Source organism: Bartonella sp. B30(2025), from assembly GCF_053793825.1.
Genome location: NZ_CP200034.1, coordinates 1,458,756 through 1,474,768 on the forward strand (window position 1 = coordinate 1,458,756; position 16,013 = coordinate 1,474,768).

General features: G+C 36.6%; 14 protein-coding genes. 4 read left to right on the top strand and 10 right to left on the bottom strand.

Going from position 1 to position 16,013, the window contains the following annotated elements:
• Positions 1-63 precede the first annotated feature (63 nt).
• Complete coding sequence (gene mutS, locus V4P55_RS06220; protein WP_455474225.1) at positions 64-2,811, bottom strand: DNA mismatch repair protein MutS; 2,748 nt, start codon at positions 2,809-2,811, stop codon at positions 64-66.
• 222 nt (positions 2,812-3,033) lie between these two features.
• Here mutS and V4P55_RS06225 point away from each other — a divergent pair, with 222 nt between their 5' ends.
• Positions 3,034-5,328 (top strand): NADP-dependent malic enzyme, encoded by a 2,295-nt coding sequence (locus V4P55_RS06225; RefSeq protein ID WP_455474226.1) that lies wholly within the window; start codon positions 3,034-3,036, stop codon positions 5,326-5,328.
• Positions 5,329-5,387: 59 nt separating this feature from the next.
• On the opposite strand, the gene secB is transcribed toward V4P55_RS06225, so the two are convergent.
• Together secB and V4P55_RS06235 are read right to left on the bottom strand one after the other, a co-directional pair.
• A complete protein-coding gene (gene secB, locus V4P55_RS06230; RefSeq protein ID WP_455474227.1) occupies positions 5,388-5,864 on the bottom strand; it encodes a protein-export chaperone SecB in 477 nt (158 codons plus the stop codon).
• Positions 5,865-6,006: 142 nt separating this feature from the next.
• Positions 6,007-6,507, bottom strand: coding sequence for an FxsA family protein (locus tag V4P55_RS06235; protein WP_455474228.1), 501 nt, complete (start codon positions 6,505-6,507; stop codon positions 6,007-6,009).
• A 181-nt stretch (positions 6,508-6,688) separates the two neighbouring features.
• Here V4P55_RS06235 and V4P55_RS06240 point away from each other — a divergent pair, with 181 nt between their 5' ends.
• The gene (locus tag V4P55_RS06240; RefSeq protein ID WP_455474229.1) at positions 6,689-7,381 is read left to right on the top strand and encodes a Tim44/TimA family putative adaptor protein; all 693 of its coding nucleotides are present in this window, start codon (positions 6,689-6,691) and stop codon (positions 7,379-7,381) included.
• 58 nt (positions 7,382-7,439) lie between these two features.
• On the top strand, positions 7,440-8,018 hold the full coding sequence (locus tag V4P55_RS06245; protein ID WP_455475064.1) for a Smr/MutS family protein: 579 nt from the start codon (positions 7,440-7,442) through the stop codon (positions 8,016-8,018).
• A 702-nt stretch (positions 8,019-8,720) separates the two neighbouring features.
• Here the strand turns inward: V4P55_RS06245 and V4P55_RS06250 are convergent.
• Entirely contained in the window at positions 8,721-9,734 is a 1,014-nt protein-coding gene (locus V4P55_RS06250; protein ID WP_455474230.1) for an Hsp33 family molecular chaperone, read from the bottom strand.
• 943 nt (positions 9,735-10,677) lie between these two features.
• Positions 10,678-11,883 (bottom strand): acetylornithine transaminase, encoded by a 1,206-nt coding sequence (locus V4P55_RS06255; protein ID WP_455475065.1) that lies wholly within the window; start codon positions 11,881-11,883, stop codon positions 10,678-10,680.
• A gap of 429 nt (positions 11,884-12,312) precedes the next feature.
• On the opposite strand from V4P55_RS06255, the gene V4P55_RS06260 reads away from it, so the two are divergent.
• Positions 12,313-12,849 carry a GcrA family cell cycle regulator gene (locus V4P55_RS06260; protein WP_455474231.1) on the top strand — a complete coding sequence of 179 codons (537 nt, stop codon included), beginning with the start codon at positions 12,313-12,315 and terminating at the stop codon, positions 12,847-12,849.
• A gap of 180 nt (positions 12,850-13,029) precedes the next feature.
• Here V4P55_RS06260 and V4P55_RS06265 read toward each other — a convergent pair whose 3' ends face one another.
• From V4P55_RS06265 to ccmA, 5 genes are read right to left on the bottom strand one after another with little or no spacing between them, the layout of a single operon-like run.
• The gene (locus tag V4P55_RS06265; protein WP_455474232.1) at positions 13,030-13,635 is read right to left on the bottom strand and encodes a DsbE family thiol:disulfide interchange protein; all 606 of its coding nucleotides are present in this window, start codon (positions 13,633-13,635) and stop codon (positions 13,030-13,032) included.
• The gene (ccmD, locus tag V4P55_RS06270; RefSeq protein ID WP_455474233.1) at positions 13,610-13,861 is read right to left on the bottom strand and encodes a heme exporter protein CcmD; all 252 of its coding nucleotides are present in this window, start codon (positions 13,859-13,861) and stop codon (positions 13,610-13,612) included. The genes V4P55_RS06265 and ccmD overlap by 26 nt, the downstream gene beginning before the upstream one ends.
• Positions 13,862-13,872: 11 nt before the next feature.
• Positions 13,873-14,628, bottom strand: a complete 756-nt coding sequence (locus tag V4P55_RS06275) for a heme ABC transporter permease (RefSeq protein ID WP_455474234.1) — start codon at positions 14,626-14,628, stop codon at positions 13,873-13,875.
• A gap of 45 nt (positions 14,629-14,673) precedes the next feature.
• Entirely contained in the window at positions 14,674-15,339 is a 666-nt protein-coding gene (gene ccmB / locus V4P55_RS06280) for a heme exporter protein CcmB (protein ID WP_455474235.1), read from the bottom strand.
• On the bottom strand, positions 15,317-15,961 hold the full coding sequence (gene ccmA / locus V4P55_RS06285) for a heme ABC exporter ATP-binding protein CcmA (RefSeq protein WP_455474236.1): 645 nt from the start codon (positions 15,959-15,961) through the stop codon (positions 15,317-15,319). The genes ccmB and ccmA overlap by 23 nt, the downstream gene beginning before the upstream one ends.
• Between the last annotated feature and the right edge of the window lie 52 nt (positions 15,962-16,013).

The window sequence follows — 16,013 nt, forward strand, 5'->3', positions numbered from 1 at the left end:
ATACAAAAATGCGATAGATATAAGACAGTATGAATATTCAAAATAAATGTTGTCTTTTATTTTTTAAAAAGAATCACTTTTTTCAAGCTGTTTAAGGCGATAAAGTGCTTCTAAAGCATCTTTAGGGGAAAGTTCGTCAGGGTGAATATCTTTTAAAGCTTCATAAAGCGCACAATGTTTATTTATTTTTTCATTTGTAGTAGATGTTGCATTTAGAGAAAAGAGCGGCAAATCATCGATTAGTCTATGCCCTTTTCCAGCCATTTCGCTTTGTTCTAATTGATGCAGAACATCTGCCGCGCGCGTGATAACTGCTGGCGGAAGTCCAGCAAGCTTTGCAACTTGTACTCCATAAGAGCGATCAGCAGCTCCTTGTGTGACTTCATGTAGAAAAACAACATCGCCATTCCAATTATTGACTTTCATTGTTACATTATGAAGTCGGTTAAGTTTCTCGGTAAGTGCTGTCATCTCATGAAAATGTGTGGCAAGAATAGCACGACAGTGATTTACTTCATGAAGATATTCAACTGTTGCCCACGCAATTGAAAGTCCATCAAAGGTTGATGTTCCTCGTCCAATTTCATCAAGAATAACAAGGGAATGGCTGCTAGCATGATTAAGGATCGTTGCGGTTTCAACCATTTCCATCATAAAGGTTGAGCGTCCTCGAGCAAGATCATCAGAAGCGCCAACACGACTAAATAAACGATCTACAACACCAATATGTGCTGCAGCAGCTGGAACAAAAGAACCCATTTGCGCCATAATAGCGATGAGAGCATTTTGCCGTAAAAAAGTTGACTTTCCTCCCATATTGGGACCTGTCAATAACCAAATTGCTGCATATTGATGGTTTTTTTGCGCAGAGAGATCACAGTTATTTGCAACAAATGGTTCTGCTGCTTGTTTTCGTAATGCTTGCTCCACCACGGGATGACGTCCTGCGGTGATATTAAAGGTAAGTGATTGATCAATTTTAGGGCGACAATAATTTTGTTCTTCAGCTAAATGTGCTAAAGCAACAGACACATCTAAAATAGCGAGCGCTTCAGCAGCTTTACGAATGAAATCAACATGCTCAGTAATTTCATTAACAAGAGTATCGAAAATTTCCAGTTCAAGAGACATAGCATGACCGGCTGCATGAGCAATACGGCTTTCAAGTTCAGCAAGTTCTGTTGTCGTAAAACGCATAGCATTTGCCATTGTTTGTCGATGGATAAAACGTGCTTGTGCTTGCGGAGTATTAGTAAGAGCAGGAGCCTGTAAATTCGTTACTTCAATAAAGTAGCCTAAGATATTATTATGTTTTATTTTAAGCGTTTTAATATCTGTTTCTCGAGCGTACTGTGCTTGCAATTCTGCGATAACACGGCGAGATTCATCACGCAGGGCACGCATTTCATCAAGCTCTTTGTGATAATGAGGACGAATAAAACCACCATCACGCTTAAGGAGAGGGAGATCATCAGCTAATGCCTGTTCTAAATGCAAAAGCAAAGCGACAGGTAAATGTGAAAAAATCTGTTGTATATCGCTTATTTCTTGAGGAAGCAATTGGTTATCAAGGAGTTGATTGAGTTCACGAATGATTCCAAAACCGCGTTGAATTGTTGCCATATCACGTGGACCTCCTCGTCCAAGAGCTAAACGTGAAACGGCACGGGGCATATCTGGTCCCCCTTTTAAAATAAGCTTTATGGCTTCTGCCAGGGATGGATTTTGCAAGAAAAAAGCAATAGAATCCAAGCGTCTATCAATAGCTGAAGGTGTAGTTAGAGGTGCAATGAGGCGATCAACAAGAAGACGTGCACCTCCTCCTGTGACCGTACGATCAATTGCTTTTAGTAAACTTCCATCGCGCTGGCCTGATGTGGTTCGAACAAGTTCAAGATTCAACCTAGTGGCAGCGTCAATAAAGAGAGTTGCACTTTCATTTTGTCGCTCAGGACGCATGAGAGGGGGGCGATGAGAAATTTGTGTTTTTTCAATATAACGAATAGCTGCGACGATTGCAGAAAGTTCTGGACGTGAATAATCAGCAACGCCTTCAAGAGTTGAAAGTTTAAAATAATCACAAATATCACGTTCAGCGGTAATTGTATCAAAAAGGTTTGCAGGTTGAGGTGAGACAATACGACCAAGAACGTTAAAAAGCGATTTGTGAGATTTATCATGAAAAAAAGAATCAGCAACAATAATTTCCTGTGGATCGACACGCATAATGTCTGCCAAAAGCTTTTCATGATGGCTTTCTGTTACACGAAATATACCTGTTGAGATATCAATCCAAGAAAGGGCAAATTCCTCTCCATCGCTGATTTTGATACGGGAAAGTGTCATCAGATAATTTGCACGCGTTGGATCAAGAAGTTTTTCTTCTGTTATGGTTCCAGGTGTAACAAGACGAACAACATCCCGTCGAACGACAGATTTTGCTCCACGCTTTTTAGCTTCTGTTGGATTTTCTGTTTGTTCACAAACAGCAACACGATAACCACAGGAGATTAATTTTTGCAAATAATCATCTGCAGCGTGAACTGGAACACCACACATAGGAATATCTTTACCCAAATGTTTTCCACGTGCTGTAAGAGTAATTCCTAAAGCTTGAGCGGCTTCAACTGCATCATCAAAAAATAATTCGTAAAAATCACCCATACGATAAAAAAGAAGAGAATCGTTATTGACTGCTTTGATTTCGATATATTGCTCCATCATAGGTGTGAGGCGTTCTTGATGTGGGGCAGATGAGGGTGCAAAATTTGAGATTAAATCATCACTTTTATGGTCAGTCTTTTTATCCATTTCGTGCGCTCATTTTTTTCAATAGAGGGGTCTATACCTTTTTTATTTATTATCAACGTCTATCTTCCCTAACTCTGAATTGAAACGCATGGTTAGAGCTGTTAGAATGAACATAGCGATTTCCGGTATATGAATCAAATTTAAAAATCGGATAATACAATGCATTATTGAACAGGGTTTACACTGTTTTAGAAGATAAGTTGTGGGAGAAAATTAAGTGAAATGAAAAAAAGTGAACAGGATCAGCAAACATATCAAACGGCTTATAACCTTAGCGAGCAAGAAGTTCTAGATTTTCATAGTCGTGGTCAACCTGGAAAGCTTAAAATTGTTGCAACAAAACCTATTGCAACGCAGTATGATTTAGCACTTGCTTATTCACCAGGTGTTGCTGTTCCAGTTAAGGAAATTTTTCGAAATCCAGCGCTTGCATATGATTATACAGCAAAGGGTAATCTTGTTGCCGTTATATCAAATGGAACAGCTATTTTGGGTTTAGGGAATTTAGGTGCATTAGCTTCTAAACCAGTGATGGAAGGAAAAGCAGTACTTTTTAAGCGCTTTGCAGATATTGATTCAATTGATTTGGAAGTGGATACAAATGATACAGAAAGCTTTATCAATTTAGTGCGCCATTTAGAGCCCTCTTTTGGTGGCATAAATCTTGAAGATATTAAAGCTCCTGAGTGTTTTATAATAGAAAGCCGCTTGCGCGAAATAATGAATATTCCTGTTTTTCATGATGATCAACATGGTACAGCAATTATTGTAGCTGCTGGGGTACTCAATGCTTTATATTTGACCGGGCGCGATATGAAAAATACCCGACTGGTTTGTAATGGTGCTGGTTCTGCCGGAATTGCATGTATCGAACTTATTAAAGCAATGGGATTTCCGCCTGAAAATATCATATTATGTGATACGAAGGGTGTTGTTTATGAGGGGCGTCAAGAAGGGATGAATCAATGGAAAGCGGCTCACGCTATTCGAACGGATAAACGCACACTTGCTGAGGCTATGGAAGGAGCTGACATGTTTTTTGGAGTTTCTGCTAAAGGAGCAATTACTCCAGAAATGATAAGATCTATGGCTCCTAAACCGATTATTTTTGCTATGGCCAATCCAGATCCAGAAATTACACCAGAAGAAGTGATGCAAGTGCGTGGTGATGCCATTATAGCGACAGGTCGCTCGGATTATCCAAATCAGATTAATAATGTTCTGTGTTTCCCTTATATATTTCGTGGTGCACTTGATGTGCGTGCGACGGTTATTAACGAAGATATGAAGATTGCTGCTGCAAAAGCTCTTGCAAATTTAGCACATGAGGAAGTGCCTGATAGTGTTATAAAAGCTTATCATGGAAAGCGATTGAAATTTGGTCCCAATTATATCATTCCTGTTCCTTTTGATCCACGCTTACTCACGGTTGTTTCAATGGCAGTAGCAAAGGCAGCAATGGAAAGCGGTGTTGCTCAAAAGCATATTGATGATTTAGAGGCTTATGAGCGCAATTTGAATGCAAGACGTGATCCTACTTCTTTTGCGATGCGTGGTGTTTATGATCATGTTCGCCAAGCGCCAAAACAAATTGTTTTTGCAGATGGTGAAGAAGAGCAGGTAATGCGGGCAGCCGTTTCCTATGTTCATCAAAAATTAGGACAGGCAATTTTGGTCGGTTGTGAAAAGAAAGTTCAAGAAAAAGCTGTTGTTGCTGGAATTAATCTTAAGCGAGAAGGCATTTCTATTATGAATGCTAAACTTTCTGATCGTACTGATACTTACGTCGATTATTTATATAAAAAGATGCAGCGTCAAGGCTGGTTATTGCGTGATTGTCATCGTCGTATCAACAATGATCACAATTATTTTGCTGCTTGTATGGTTGCGTTAGGTGATGCTGATGCAATGGTTACAGGAGTGACAGGCAATTATGAAACAACATTGATTGATATACGCCGGGTTATTAATGAGAAACCAAATGAGCGACTTATTGGTATTTCAATGGTTATTTGTTGTGGGCGCATTATATTTATCGCAGATACTGCTGTTTATGAGAAACCTAATGCTAAAGAACTTGCTGATATCGCGGAACAAACAGCTTTTTTTGTTCGTGGTTTAGGGTATCAGCCACGGGTAGCATTTGCAGCATTTTCTACTTTTGGCTATTTGGCAGGACAGGTTACACAGCATATTCAAGATGCTGTTAGTATTTTGCGTGAACGTAAGGTTGATTTTGAATTCGATGGGGAAATGAGTGCTGATGTTGCGCTCAATTCAAGATTGATGCAACAATATCCCTTTATGAGTTTAACTGAATCTGCTAATATTTTAATAATGCCGGGGTATCATACCGCTTCTATTGCGAGCAAAATGTTGCAAGAGCTTGGTGAAGCAACTATTATAGGTCCTATTTTAATTGGGTTGGAGAAGTCTGTCCAAATCGTACCATTTAATGGGAATGATACAGACATTGTCAATATTGCAGCGCTAGCTGCTTACCATGCAAAAAAATGATAGAAAAAACAAAGGCCACTGATATTTAGGGGCCTTTTTTTGAGCACAAAAACTAACTTTTAAGATGGTTGCGTTGGGCTGTTTTTTTGTTCTTTAGCTATACGCTTTTGGAATAAGGCTGCAAAATCGATTGGGTCAATCCATAAAGGTGGAAAACCGCCATTTTGGGTGGCATCAGATACGATTTGTCGGGCAAATGGAAATAAAAGACGAGGGCACTCAATAAAAACGAGAGGCATAACATGCTCTTGCGGAATATTTTTAAGATGGAAAACACCACCATAAATCAATTCTACATGAAACAATACTTCTGTATCATCATGAGCTTTGACTGAGAGAGACAAAACAACATCATAATTGTTATCGTCCATTGAGTTAGCATTAACATTAATGTCAATGTCAATTTTTGGTGCCTTTTCGCGTGGGCGCAATGAGCGAGGGGCATTTGGATTTTCAAATGAAAAATCTTTTAAATATTGCGTTAATATAGAAAAGACGGGCTCCTCACTCTTGTTGTTAATCTCACCTTCGGCCATATTACAAACCTCTCTCATCATAATATATAGACTGCTATTTTAGATATAAAACACGACTGGTTATCATGCCTTGCAAAAGGTTGCAAGAAATGCTCTGCCTATCTTTAGTTATTTTAACGCTTATGGCAATTTTTTTAATATTTCAAGGATTGTCATCATTTTTATACCATGGTGTATCTTTCTCATTATAAACTTTGTAGTCTTCTACTTGAAGATCGATTGTTTTTTCAGATTCATTTTTGGTGTTCGCGTTGTTATCGTAACGATTGGTGTTGTTAAAAGATAAAAATAAATACCAAATAATAGTTCGGAAGGGTTTTATAAGAAGTAATATACCTAATAGATCACTTACGAATCCGGGAAGAATAAGCAAAATTGCACTTATAATGATGAAGACATCATTGATGACGTCATTTTCCAATTTACGTCCTTGGGTAAGTTCTCGTTGTATATTTTTTAAAAGGCTAATACCTTGAATTCGCAATAAAATACTTCCTACCATTGTTGTAAGAACAACTAACATCAAAGTTGCAAAAATTCCGATTATTTTCCCAACAAAGATAAAACCAGCGATTTCAATTAAAAGAGCGCCGAGAATGGAAAGTATAAAAAAACGGGGATTTATAGGATAAGATTTGATCACATAAAAACTTTCTTTTCAAAATTTAGTGTGGAACATCATTGAGAGCTATCTTCTTAAAGCTTATATTGGAGGTTGTAAAAATATTTGAATGGTAAATCCTTATTTTACATATTTATTTATAAATGTTATTGACTGCAATGTTTATTGGAGATCATCTTAGGTTTGGAGATTGGCGGTGCCTATGGAATTTGACGTCGTACTTATCGTGGCTCTTGTTATTATGGTTGTTGTTTTTGTGCAACTGCGGAATGTATTAGGAAAACGGATTGGTTTTGAAAAGCCTCCTTTCGATCCTTATTCAGATTCTTCTAAAAAACAAACTGAGACAGAAACAGATGACAATGTTGTTTCGTTCCCTCACCAAGCTAATTCGAAAAAAAATGATTTTAGTGAAATTGATGCAATTTCACCTGAAGGAAGCATATTGAATGAAGGTTTGCGTGCTATTTACCAAAGTGATCCTCATTTTTCTCCTAAATTTTTTATAAAAGGCGCTCAAATTGCATATGAAATGATTGTGACAGCTTTTGCTAAAGGCGATCGCGATCAATTGAAGAGATTGCTTTCTCAGAATGTCTTTGAAAGTTTTTGTTCGGCTATTGAAAACCGCGAAAAAAACGGTGAAAGGGTTGAGTTTACTTTTGTTGGAGTTAATAATATCGAGTTTATTGCAGCAAAAATGCAAAAAAATGAAGAATTTTTGACTGTGCGTATTGTTAGTGAAATGATTTCAGTGACTTACAATAAGCAAGGAGAACGTATAGATGGCGATCCTGATACTATTGTAGAAGTTAAGGATGTTTGGACTTTTGTTCGCAATAGTTTATCCCAGGATCCAAATTGGAAACTTTTTGCAACGGAAGATGAAAGTTGAGGCGTTTTTCGTACATGAAGCTGTATGAATAAGATTTATGAGAAGATTAAAAATTGAAATGGCTATCGGTGAAAGGAAACAAAAAAGAGATTTATTGGTTATGCAGGACAGTCTTTTGTGGGAGAAGGTTTGTCGTACTGTGGTACCTCTTCATGGTGAATTTCATTCTTCCATTTCAGAAGATGCTGCAAATATAGAAGATAGGAAACAGTGTATAAGACAAAATTTTTCACTTCTTCAAGAAAATCAACAAAAAAAAATAAAAGATAAAAGTGAAAAGAAGATAGTGGGGCAAGCGCATAAGGTTCGTCTTTTAGACCATGTAACGCATCGTAAAATTGCCAAAGGTCGCTATTCTATTGAAGCGCGTATTGATCTTCATGGTTGTGTGCAAGAGGAGGCTTATTTTTTATTAAAAAGTTTTTTGCAATCATCTATGCAACGTGGATTGCGCCATGTGCTTGTCATTACAGGAAAAGGACGGTTGCATGGGAAACGGGGTGTTCTGTATCAATTTGTTCCTCATTGGTTGTCAACGCCAGCTTTTCGATATTATGTTCATGAATTTGAGCGTGCTGCTCGTAATCATGGGGGCGATGGTGCGCTTTATGTTCGGTTACGCCGTTTTGTACCATAGGGAAGGTGTGGTACTGTTGGCGCTGTTTTAGATTTAATATGATTTTATCAAAGAAGGTATTTTGTGTGTTATACTTACTTTGAGTAAAGTGAGAATTTTTCCATGATATTTGTTTGTTATTGCTAATTTTTAGAGCAATAATATTTGTTGTGATAATAGTGGTCATCTATTGCTAACAAAACGCTTATAAGATAACCGTTTGTAATATTCATATTTAAAGCATTACAAAGTTTTAGTAAATTTTTATCTTTAGCCATGAGATATTTTTATGAATTAATTTAGTTAGCGTAAAGAAGAGATTAGGATAAAGCAGAGCTATTAAATATTATGCTTATTCAAATCATACAATTTTTTAATTTAATCTATGAACTGTATTTGAGATTTGTAGCAATCACTAAAAGTAGTTGAAAGCAGCCGGTTTATTACGAGACTGGTTTTTTCTTAATGTTCACGCATCAAATATGATAGCAGTATTTTCGAGGTGGTACGTGCAACTTATTTGAAAGAAAAGAATCTTTGTAAGTGAGTAGCTATAGGCTCTTTTCTGCTGGGAGCAGGAATATGATTGCATAAGACATAAAGGATAGAATTAAGAGCCAAGACTAAACAAAATTTTTAATGACTAGTCTTAATTGGTGCTAAGATGCAATGGCATAATGAAATTAACTTTGTATGCCATGGGTCTATTTTATTAGCAAATATTTATCTTGTTTCTTTTTCAGATAATTCTTGCGGTTTAAAACGATAAGTTGTTGAGCAAAATTCACATGTGGCTGAAATATATCCGTCCTTCACCATTTGAATACGTTCCTCAATGGGAAATCCTTCCAGTATTTCTTTAATTTTTTCGCGCGAACAAGAACATTGATTTATAAGAGGAATGGGATCAAAAACCCTAACACCTTGTTCATGAAAAAGACGAAATAATAGTTTCTTGCTGCCTATTTGAGGGTCTGTTAGTTCTGTATTTTCAATGGTTGCAGTAAGCGCTTTAGCTTCTTGCCATTGATTTTCAAGTTGAGCTCGAGTTTTTGTTTCTTGTAATTGTTGACTGGATTTGTGCATTGTATGATGACGTGATGTTTGTGGCAAAAGTTGCGTCAAAATTCCTCCTGCACGCCAGCTTTTTTGTGATTTTCCCTGGCGATCACGTTTGATTAAGGTAGCGACTGCTAAATGAATATCAGTCGGGATTTGCTCTGATTGATCAAAATAGGTACGAGCAGCTTCTTGTAGACTTGTTCCATCTAATGCAACAATTCCTTGATAGCGCTGTGTATGGGTACCTTGGTCTATAGTAAAAGCTAAAGTTCCCTCACCAAGAAGTGTTTTTGAAGATGTTTGATTATTAGCTATAGCTTGTTTTAGCTGCTCTTCATTAAAGCGAGCATAACCGCGTAGACTGGAAGGAGGAGAAAAGTCGCATACCAACATATTAACCGGTCCATTGGAGCTTGTTTGTAAAATAAATTTTCCTTCAAGTTTCAAGGAAGTTCCAAGCAAAATTGTCAAAACCAAAGCTTCGGCTAAAAGGTAAGAAACAGGTTCAGGATATTGGTGCTTTTTAATGATAGAATCTAAAGCTTTTCCAAGTTGTACGACACGTCCACGAATATCAAGTTCTTCAACCTGGAAGGGAATAACAGTATCGTCTTCACTTAAATATATGTTATTAAAGGAGGTTTCATTTTTAGCTTGTTCGTGCTCTTTGCTCATATTTGCGCCTTTTATATGATTTGCTTTGGCTGACCATTGTGGAGAGAAAAACATATCTTGTAAACACCATGAAAAAATTCCTTTTGGTGCATAAAAACTCAGTTTTGCTAACCAATATCTAATATATGTATCCAATATATGCATTTATCATGTACAAAACCAATATAATGGACGAATAGATAAGCACATGAAGAGAGAGTATATTAGATTTAATGAGGTTTTATTGATCTTATTAAGCTGAAATATGGAATGATAATTGAGAATAAATCTTTCACTTTGGAAGTTTATATGCTTATTGTCATGCAATCGGTCATTGATATTTTGGTTATTTTGCGAGGGTTGTTGGTGAATGTAACATATCTTCTGTATTGATATGGAAAATGAGTGCGTTTTTCTTATGATTTATTATATTGGGTATCAAAGTATAAAGAGATACAAACAGAGATTGCTACGCCAATCTTAGACAACAGAAAGCGTTAGCGTTTTTTTCTAAGTACATATTCTGCTAAAATTGATTGCAGTATTTTTAATAAAGAAAAAATATTCATAAAATAGCAAGAAAGCGTGCTATCTATACGCTTTAACAAAGGATTTTCAGAATATATTACTCTATTAAATATCTCAATGTATCCTACATTTTGCACTATGATGATACTCACAAAAAACAACAATAAATATATTGCGTTGCATTAGTAAACCTTTTCTTTGCATAAGATTGTTTTCTAAATTATCTGAAATATGAGAGCGTTATTTAATTAAGCGACGCGTATTATATAAAATAGGGTTATTTATATTTTTCAGAGATTATTGTTAGTATTTTGAATACTCTTTGTATTGAAATTGATTTTGGGAAGTATCGCACAACTTGTAAAAAATGTGCGCTCTTCACATGAATCAAATAATTAAAGCAGTAAAGTGATGAGAATTCAATTGTGACAATATATTAACATTTATCATTTTTTGTTTGCTGCGAAAGGTGAGAGATTGCTTTTTCAATACGACGCAAGCTTTCATCGACTTCGTTTTCTGTAATGATAAGAGGAGGCAATAAGCGTACTACGTTGTTATTTGCGGCAACAGCCAAAAGGTATTCTTTCTCTAAGGCATTTATGACGGTATTAGAGGGCACAACACATTGAATACCAAGCATGAGTCCTACACCATGGATCGTACAAATAATATTAGGGTAAGTATTTATAATGTCTGCAATTCCATTTTTTAGTCTCTGTCCCATACATTGAACATGGTGAAGAAAATCAGGTTCTAATATGACATCAAGAACACTGTTGCTTACCGCTATCCCAAGAAGGTTTCCTCCAAAAGTTGATCCGTGGGTACCTGGTACCATACTTTTTGCAGCTTTATCTGTTGCAAGACAGGCTCCTAATGGAAACCCACCACCTAATCCTTTGGCTAAGGTTAGAATATCAGGTACGATATTACTCCATTCATAAGCAAAAAGTTTTCCTGTTCGTCCAATTCCTGTTTGAACTTCGTCTAAAATCAATAATAGATTATTATCATCGCATATTTTGCGTAAAAATTTTAAGTACTCATGAGGTACTGTTCTTATTCCTCCTTCTCCTTGAATGGGTTCAATAAGAATTGCTGCGGTATTTTTATTAATGGCATTGCGCAAAGCGGTTTCATCACAAAAGGGAACTTGAATAAATCCACCAGCTTTTGGCCCAAAACCTTCAAGGTATTTTTCTTGTCCAGTTGCAGCAAGTGCTGCAAGTGTTCGCCCATGAAATGCACCTTCAAAAGTAATAATTTCAACGCGTGTTGGGTATCCCGCTGCGTAATGATAGTGACGAGCAGTTTTGAATGCACATTCAAGTGCTTCTGCACCAGAGTTGCAGAAAAAAACCTTATCGGCAAAACTGTTTTCACAAAGCCGTGTAGCAAGAACCTCTTGTTCAGGAGATTCAAAAAGATTAGAAATATGCCATAGTTTTTCAGCTTGAATTTTAAGAGCATTAACTAATTTTGGATGGGCATATCCTAACGCATTAACTGCGATTCCCGATGCACAATCAAGATAATGCTCTCCTTTATCAGAAGTGAGCCATACACCATTACCTTGTGTAAAATGTAAATTACGTCGAGCAAAGCATTCATAAAGTGGTTTTATAGTGGTAGTATTCATCATGGTTTCCTTTATGTTTTTGGCTCTGCATACAGTAAACAAAATAATACTGCATTTTTTGATATATGATTATGGTGAATGATTACATTGATTAGCAAAAAGTCAATGAAGGTTTTGTCAATATACCTTCGTATGAAAAACTTTAGAAAAAAATGAAAATCTTTTCTATGATTGATTCGCAAGTTGGGGAAAACATTCTAAATAAACTGTTAAAAAGGGAAAGACTCTTGTCATTGAGTCGGTGCATGGTGCATATTGTAATTTGAATTAGCAAGTGAAATTATCAATTTGTAGATTTCGCAGATTGAGTAAGGTTTTTATGCTCTAGTAAGAGTATAAAGGTTTTTTCGGCTTATTGAAAATATAATGAAGACATTTGGAGGTGCAAAGGGGCGCATCTCAATGAGATGATCTAAATGGAGTACTGGTATGGGTTGGACATGTGAACGTGTTGAACTTCTTAAGAAGTTGTGGAGTGAAGGCTTAAGTGCAAGCCAGATTGCGGCTCAGCTAGGAGGGGTTAGTAGGAATGCCGTAATCGGTAAAGTGCATCGATTGAAATTACCTGGGCGTGGAAAAACAACACAGGCAGTATCGCGTGTACAAAAGACACTTACAAATTCTAATCCATCAACTTTACGGATACGCCGTACAACCTCAACCATATTATCAATGGATGCAGTGCCTAGCAATACTGAAGTAGAAGCTTTAAAAATGACGTCGGTGGCTGAAAGTGAGACAACAGCAATGGATATGCCTGAAAAATCAAATGTGGTTGTGCCTATATCACGTCATCTTAATCTTTTGCAGTTGAGTGAGAATACATGTAGATGGCCAGTTGGAGATCCTTTATCAGCAGATTTTTATTTTTGTGGCGCTGATTCTGGTGAAAGCAGTCCTTATTGTGCCTTTCATGCCAAAATAGCGTTTCAGCCAATCTCTGAAAAACGGCGTATAAGAGTATAAAATCATCTGATATTGGTTTCAGTGTTTTATCATGCACATTAATTTAAATATATACTCCGTATTAGAGGGGAATTTTACGGAGATATATGTTTAATTGAGGATGTATGTTTAACGATGGGTTTTATAGCTTCTTTATTAAACCTATCCATCCAGTTTTATCTGATAAATGTTATGACGTGATTATGTAGCGTTAGATGTTTTTTTTACTGTTATCGCTTTCTCGATTTGTGGCAAGATTTTTTTTTGATAAATTTGCCATGTTAAGGGACCAACATGCTTGGTTATGACAATATTATTTTTGTCTAAGAGAAATGTTTCTGGTAATCCATAGACTCCCCAATTAATGGCGATATGTCCTGAAGAATCAAAACCAATAAGTTTAAAAGGGTTACCAAACGTCGTTAAAAAACGCTGGGCGTTTTCTTTGTTATCCTTAAAATCGATACCAATAAGATCAAAACGTTGATCTTGGGCAATTTTCATAAGAAGTGAGTGTTCTTGGCGACAAGGTAAGCACCACGATCCCCAAAAGTTTATCAATTTTATACGCCCTTTAAATTGTTCCAAATCTAAATAATAATCATTATTAAGTGAAGGAAGATGAATTTTAGGAGCAGGTTTCCCAGCTAACGTATTGGGAGAGAAAGAAGACTCTTTGGAGAGTTTGTCGCTCATAGAGCTGAAGAGAAGTATAGTAAAAAGAAGAAAAAGAAAAAATGGCCCAAATAAGCTGAAAAAATTTAAAAAGGACATGTTTTTTTTAGGTTTTTGAGGAGCGATTTTCATTGCATTTTTCTTTGTAAAACAATTCTTTTTCTTTTAGTTGCTGCAAAATCTTTTTTTGACGTAGACTCTTGTAAAGGATATGTCCAAGAAAGCCAAGAAGAGAAATTGCGGAAAGCGCGTAGCTTAAAATAACAATTTGTCCATGATGAAGCGCTCCAAGAAAAAAATCAATTTGTTGAGATAGGTTTCCTAAAATTCCACTTTGAAAGCTATTTAAGTTTGGCATGATAAAGAATCCTAATGTCGTGCCCGATGAGCTTTTTTAATTTGAAGTATCCGAATATGACGATTATCGATTTCGTTTCGCATAGCCATTACGTATAGTAAAATGAACATGAAGGTGAAACAAAGTATCATTGTTATGAGTGGCCATAACATAGTAGAATCGATAGTTGTGCCTCCTGATCGTAGAAGTGATGCTGATTGATGAAGTGTATTCCACCAATTAACAGAAAACTTTATAATAGGAATGTTCACAAATCCAATGAGTGTCAGAATTGCTGTAGCATGTGCAGCTTTTGTTTGGTTATGAAAAGCATTAGCAAGCATGATAATAGCGAGATAGATAAAAAATAGAATAAAAACTGATGTTAATCGTGCATCCCATACCCACCATGTTCCCCATGTAGAACGTCCCCAAAGAGCTCCTGTCATAAGTGCTAAGGCTGTAAAAATTGCCCCGATAGGTGCTCCACATCTTAGTGCGACATCGGCAAGATGATGATGCCAAATTAAACTTCCTAGTGCAGAAACGCTCATTATCATATAACAAAAGGTAGATAACCATGCGAAAGGTACATGAATATACATAATCCTAACTGTGATTCCTTGTTGATAATCATCCGGAGAATGCATAATCAGAATGAGTCCCAAGACAAGAAAACACAATGTTACAGCAGTTAACCAGGGTAAAATAGAACCACTTATTTTCATAAAACGGATAAAAATTGTAGGAAGCGATTCTATTTTATGTAGATGGGATATTTTCTTCATGGATTTATAATAGACACGCTTTAGTTGTACAGCAATCCTCTTTTGTTATTCCGATAAATATCTAAGTGTTATAGCTGTCATAAAGGAGCTAAAAAGGCTTAAAAGAAGTGAAAAAGCAATGAGCAGAGCTAAAGCAGTTCCAAAAGAGGCGTTTTGATTTGTAGGGGCAATAGCCGCTGAAATGCCAAAGATCATGATAGGAATTACCCAAGGTAAGATGATAATGACAATGAGTAGAGCGCTATGCAATAATGAAGTTGCTAGTGCCGCTCCAACAGCACCAATAAAAATGATTGCTGGTGTTCCGCATAAAAGGGTAATTGTTGTTGTAAAGGTTGTTGTTGCATCTAAATGAAGCATTGGTGCTAAAAGAGGTGTTGCAAAAATAAGAGGGAGCATATTTCCTACCCAATGTGCAAGGCATTTAATGCATACGATGAGTGTTAAGCTTTGCCTTTGTCCAGAGAGAATAAATTGGTCAAGACTTCCGTCATCGTGATCAGTTTGAAAAAGTTTATTCAGATTGAGAAGTCCTGCTAGAAGGGCTCCAAACCATAATATACCTGGACCTATTTGTGCAAGAATTTCGGGGTTTGGTCCGATAGCAAAGGGTGTTATCACGATAACAGAAATGAAGAACAAAAGTCCTGTTAAGGAAGAAGCTTGTGGCGCTAGGGCTAATCTAAGTTCACGCCAGAAGAGTGCTTTCATGCCATGTTTTCCTAGTAGGTAAAAAATTTTCTAAGTTGATCTCATGGTTTTCTGAAATAGTCAGCGGTATATGAGTTGCCGCGATAATCATGCCGCCTTGATTTAGATGATGCTGAAAAAGGTTAATTAAGATAGTTTGCGCTTGCTTATCAAGTCCAAACATCGGTTCATCTAAAATCCAAATAGGACGGTAGGATAATAAAAGGCGAGCAATGGCTACACGTTTTTTTTGTCCAGTGGACAAAATGCTAAAAGGTAAGTGTTCAATTTCAGAAAGATCAATATCTGCAAGAGCTTCATGTGGGGTGCGCATGTGTTGTCCATAAAATGCTGACCAAAATTGCAAATTATTGATAACGGATAAATGGGGTTTCATGGCATTTTGGGTGCTTAGATAATGACATGCAGCTGCTACAGGATATGTTTGCCCGTGATCTTCCAATATTACGTGACCTTCAGCAGCTTCAAAAAGACCAGCAATGATTCGCAACAATGTGGATTTTCCAATGCCATTAAAGCCTGTTATTGTCATAAGTTGTTGTGAAAATAAACAAAAAGAAAGACCTTGAAATAGAATTTTTTCATCTCTATGCGCTGCCAGATTTCTACCCGATAGTACCATATAGATTGCCTATTGTGCTTATTTTCCTAACATTTTTGTGATCTTTATTGCA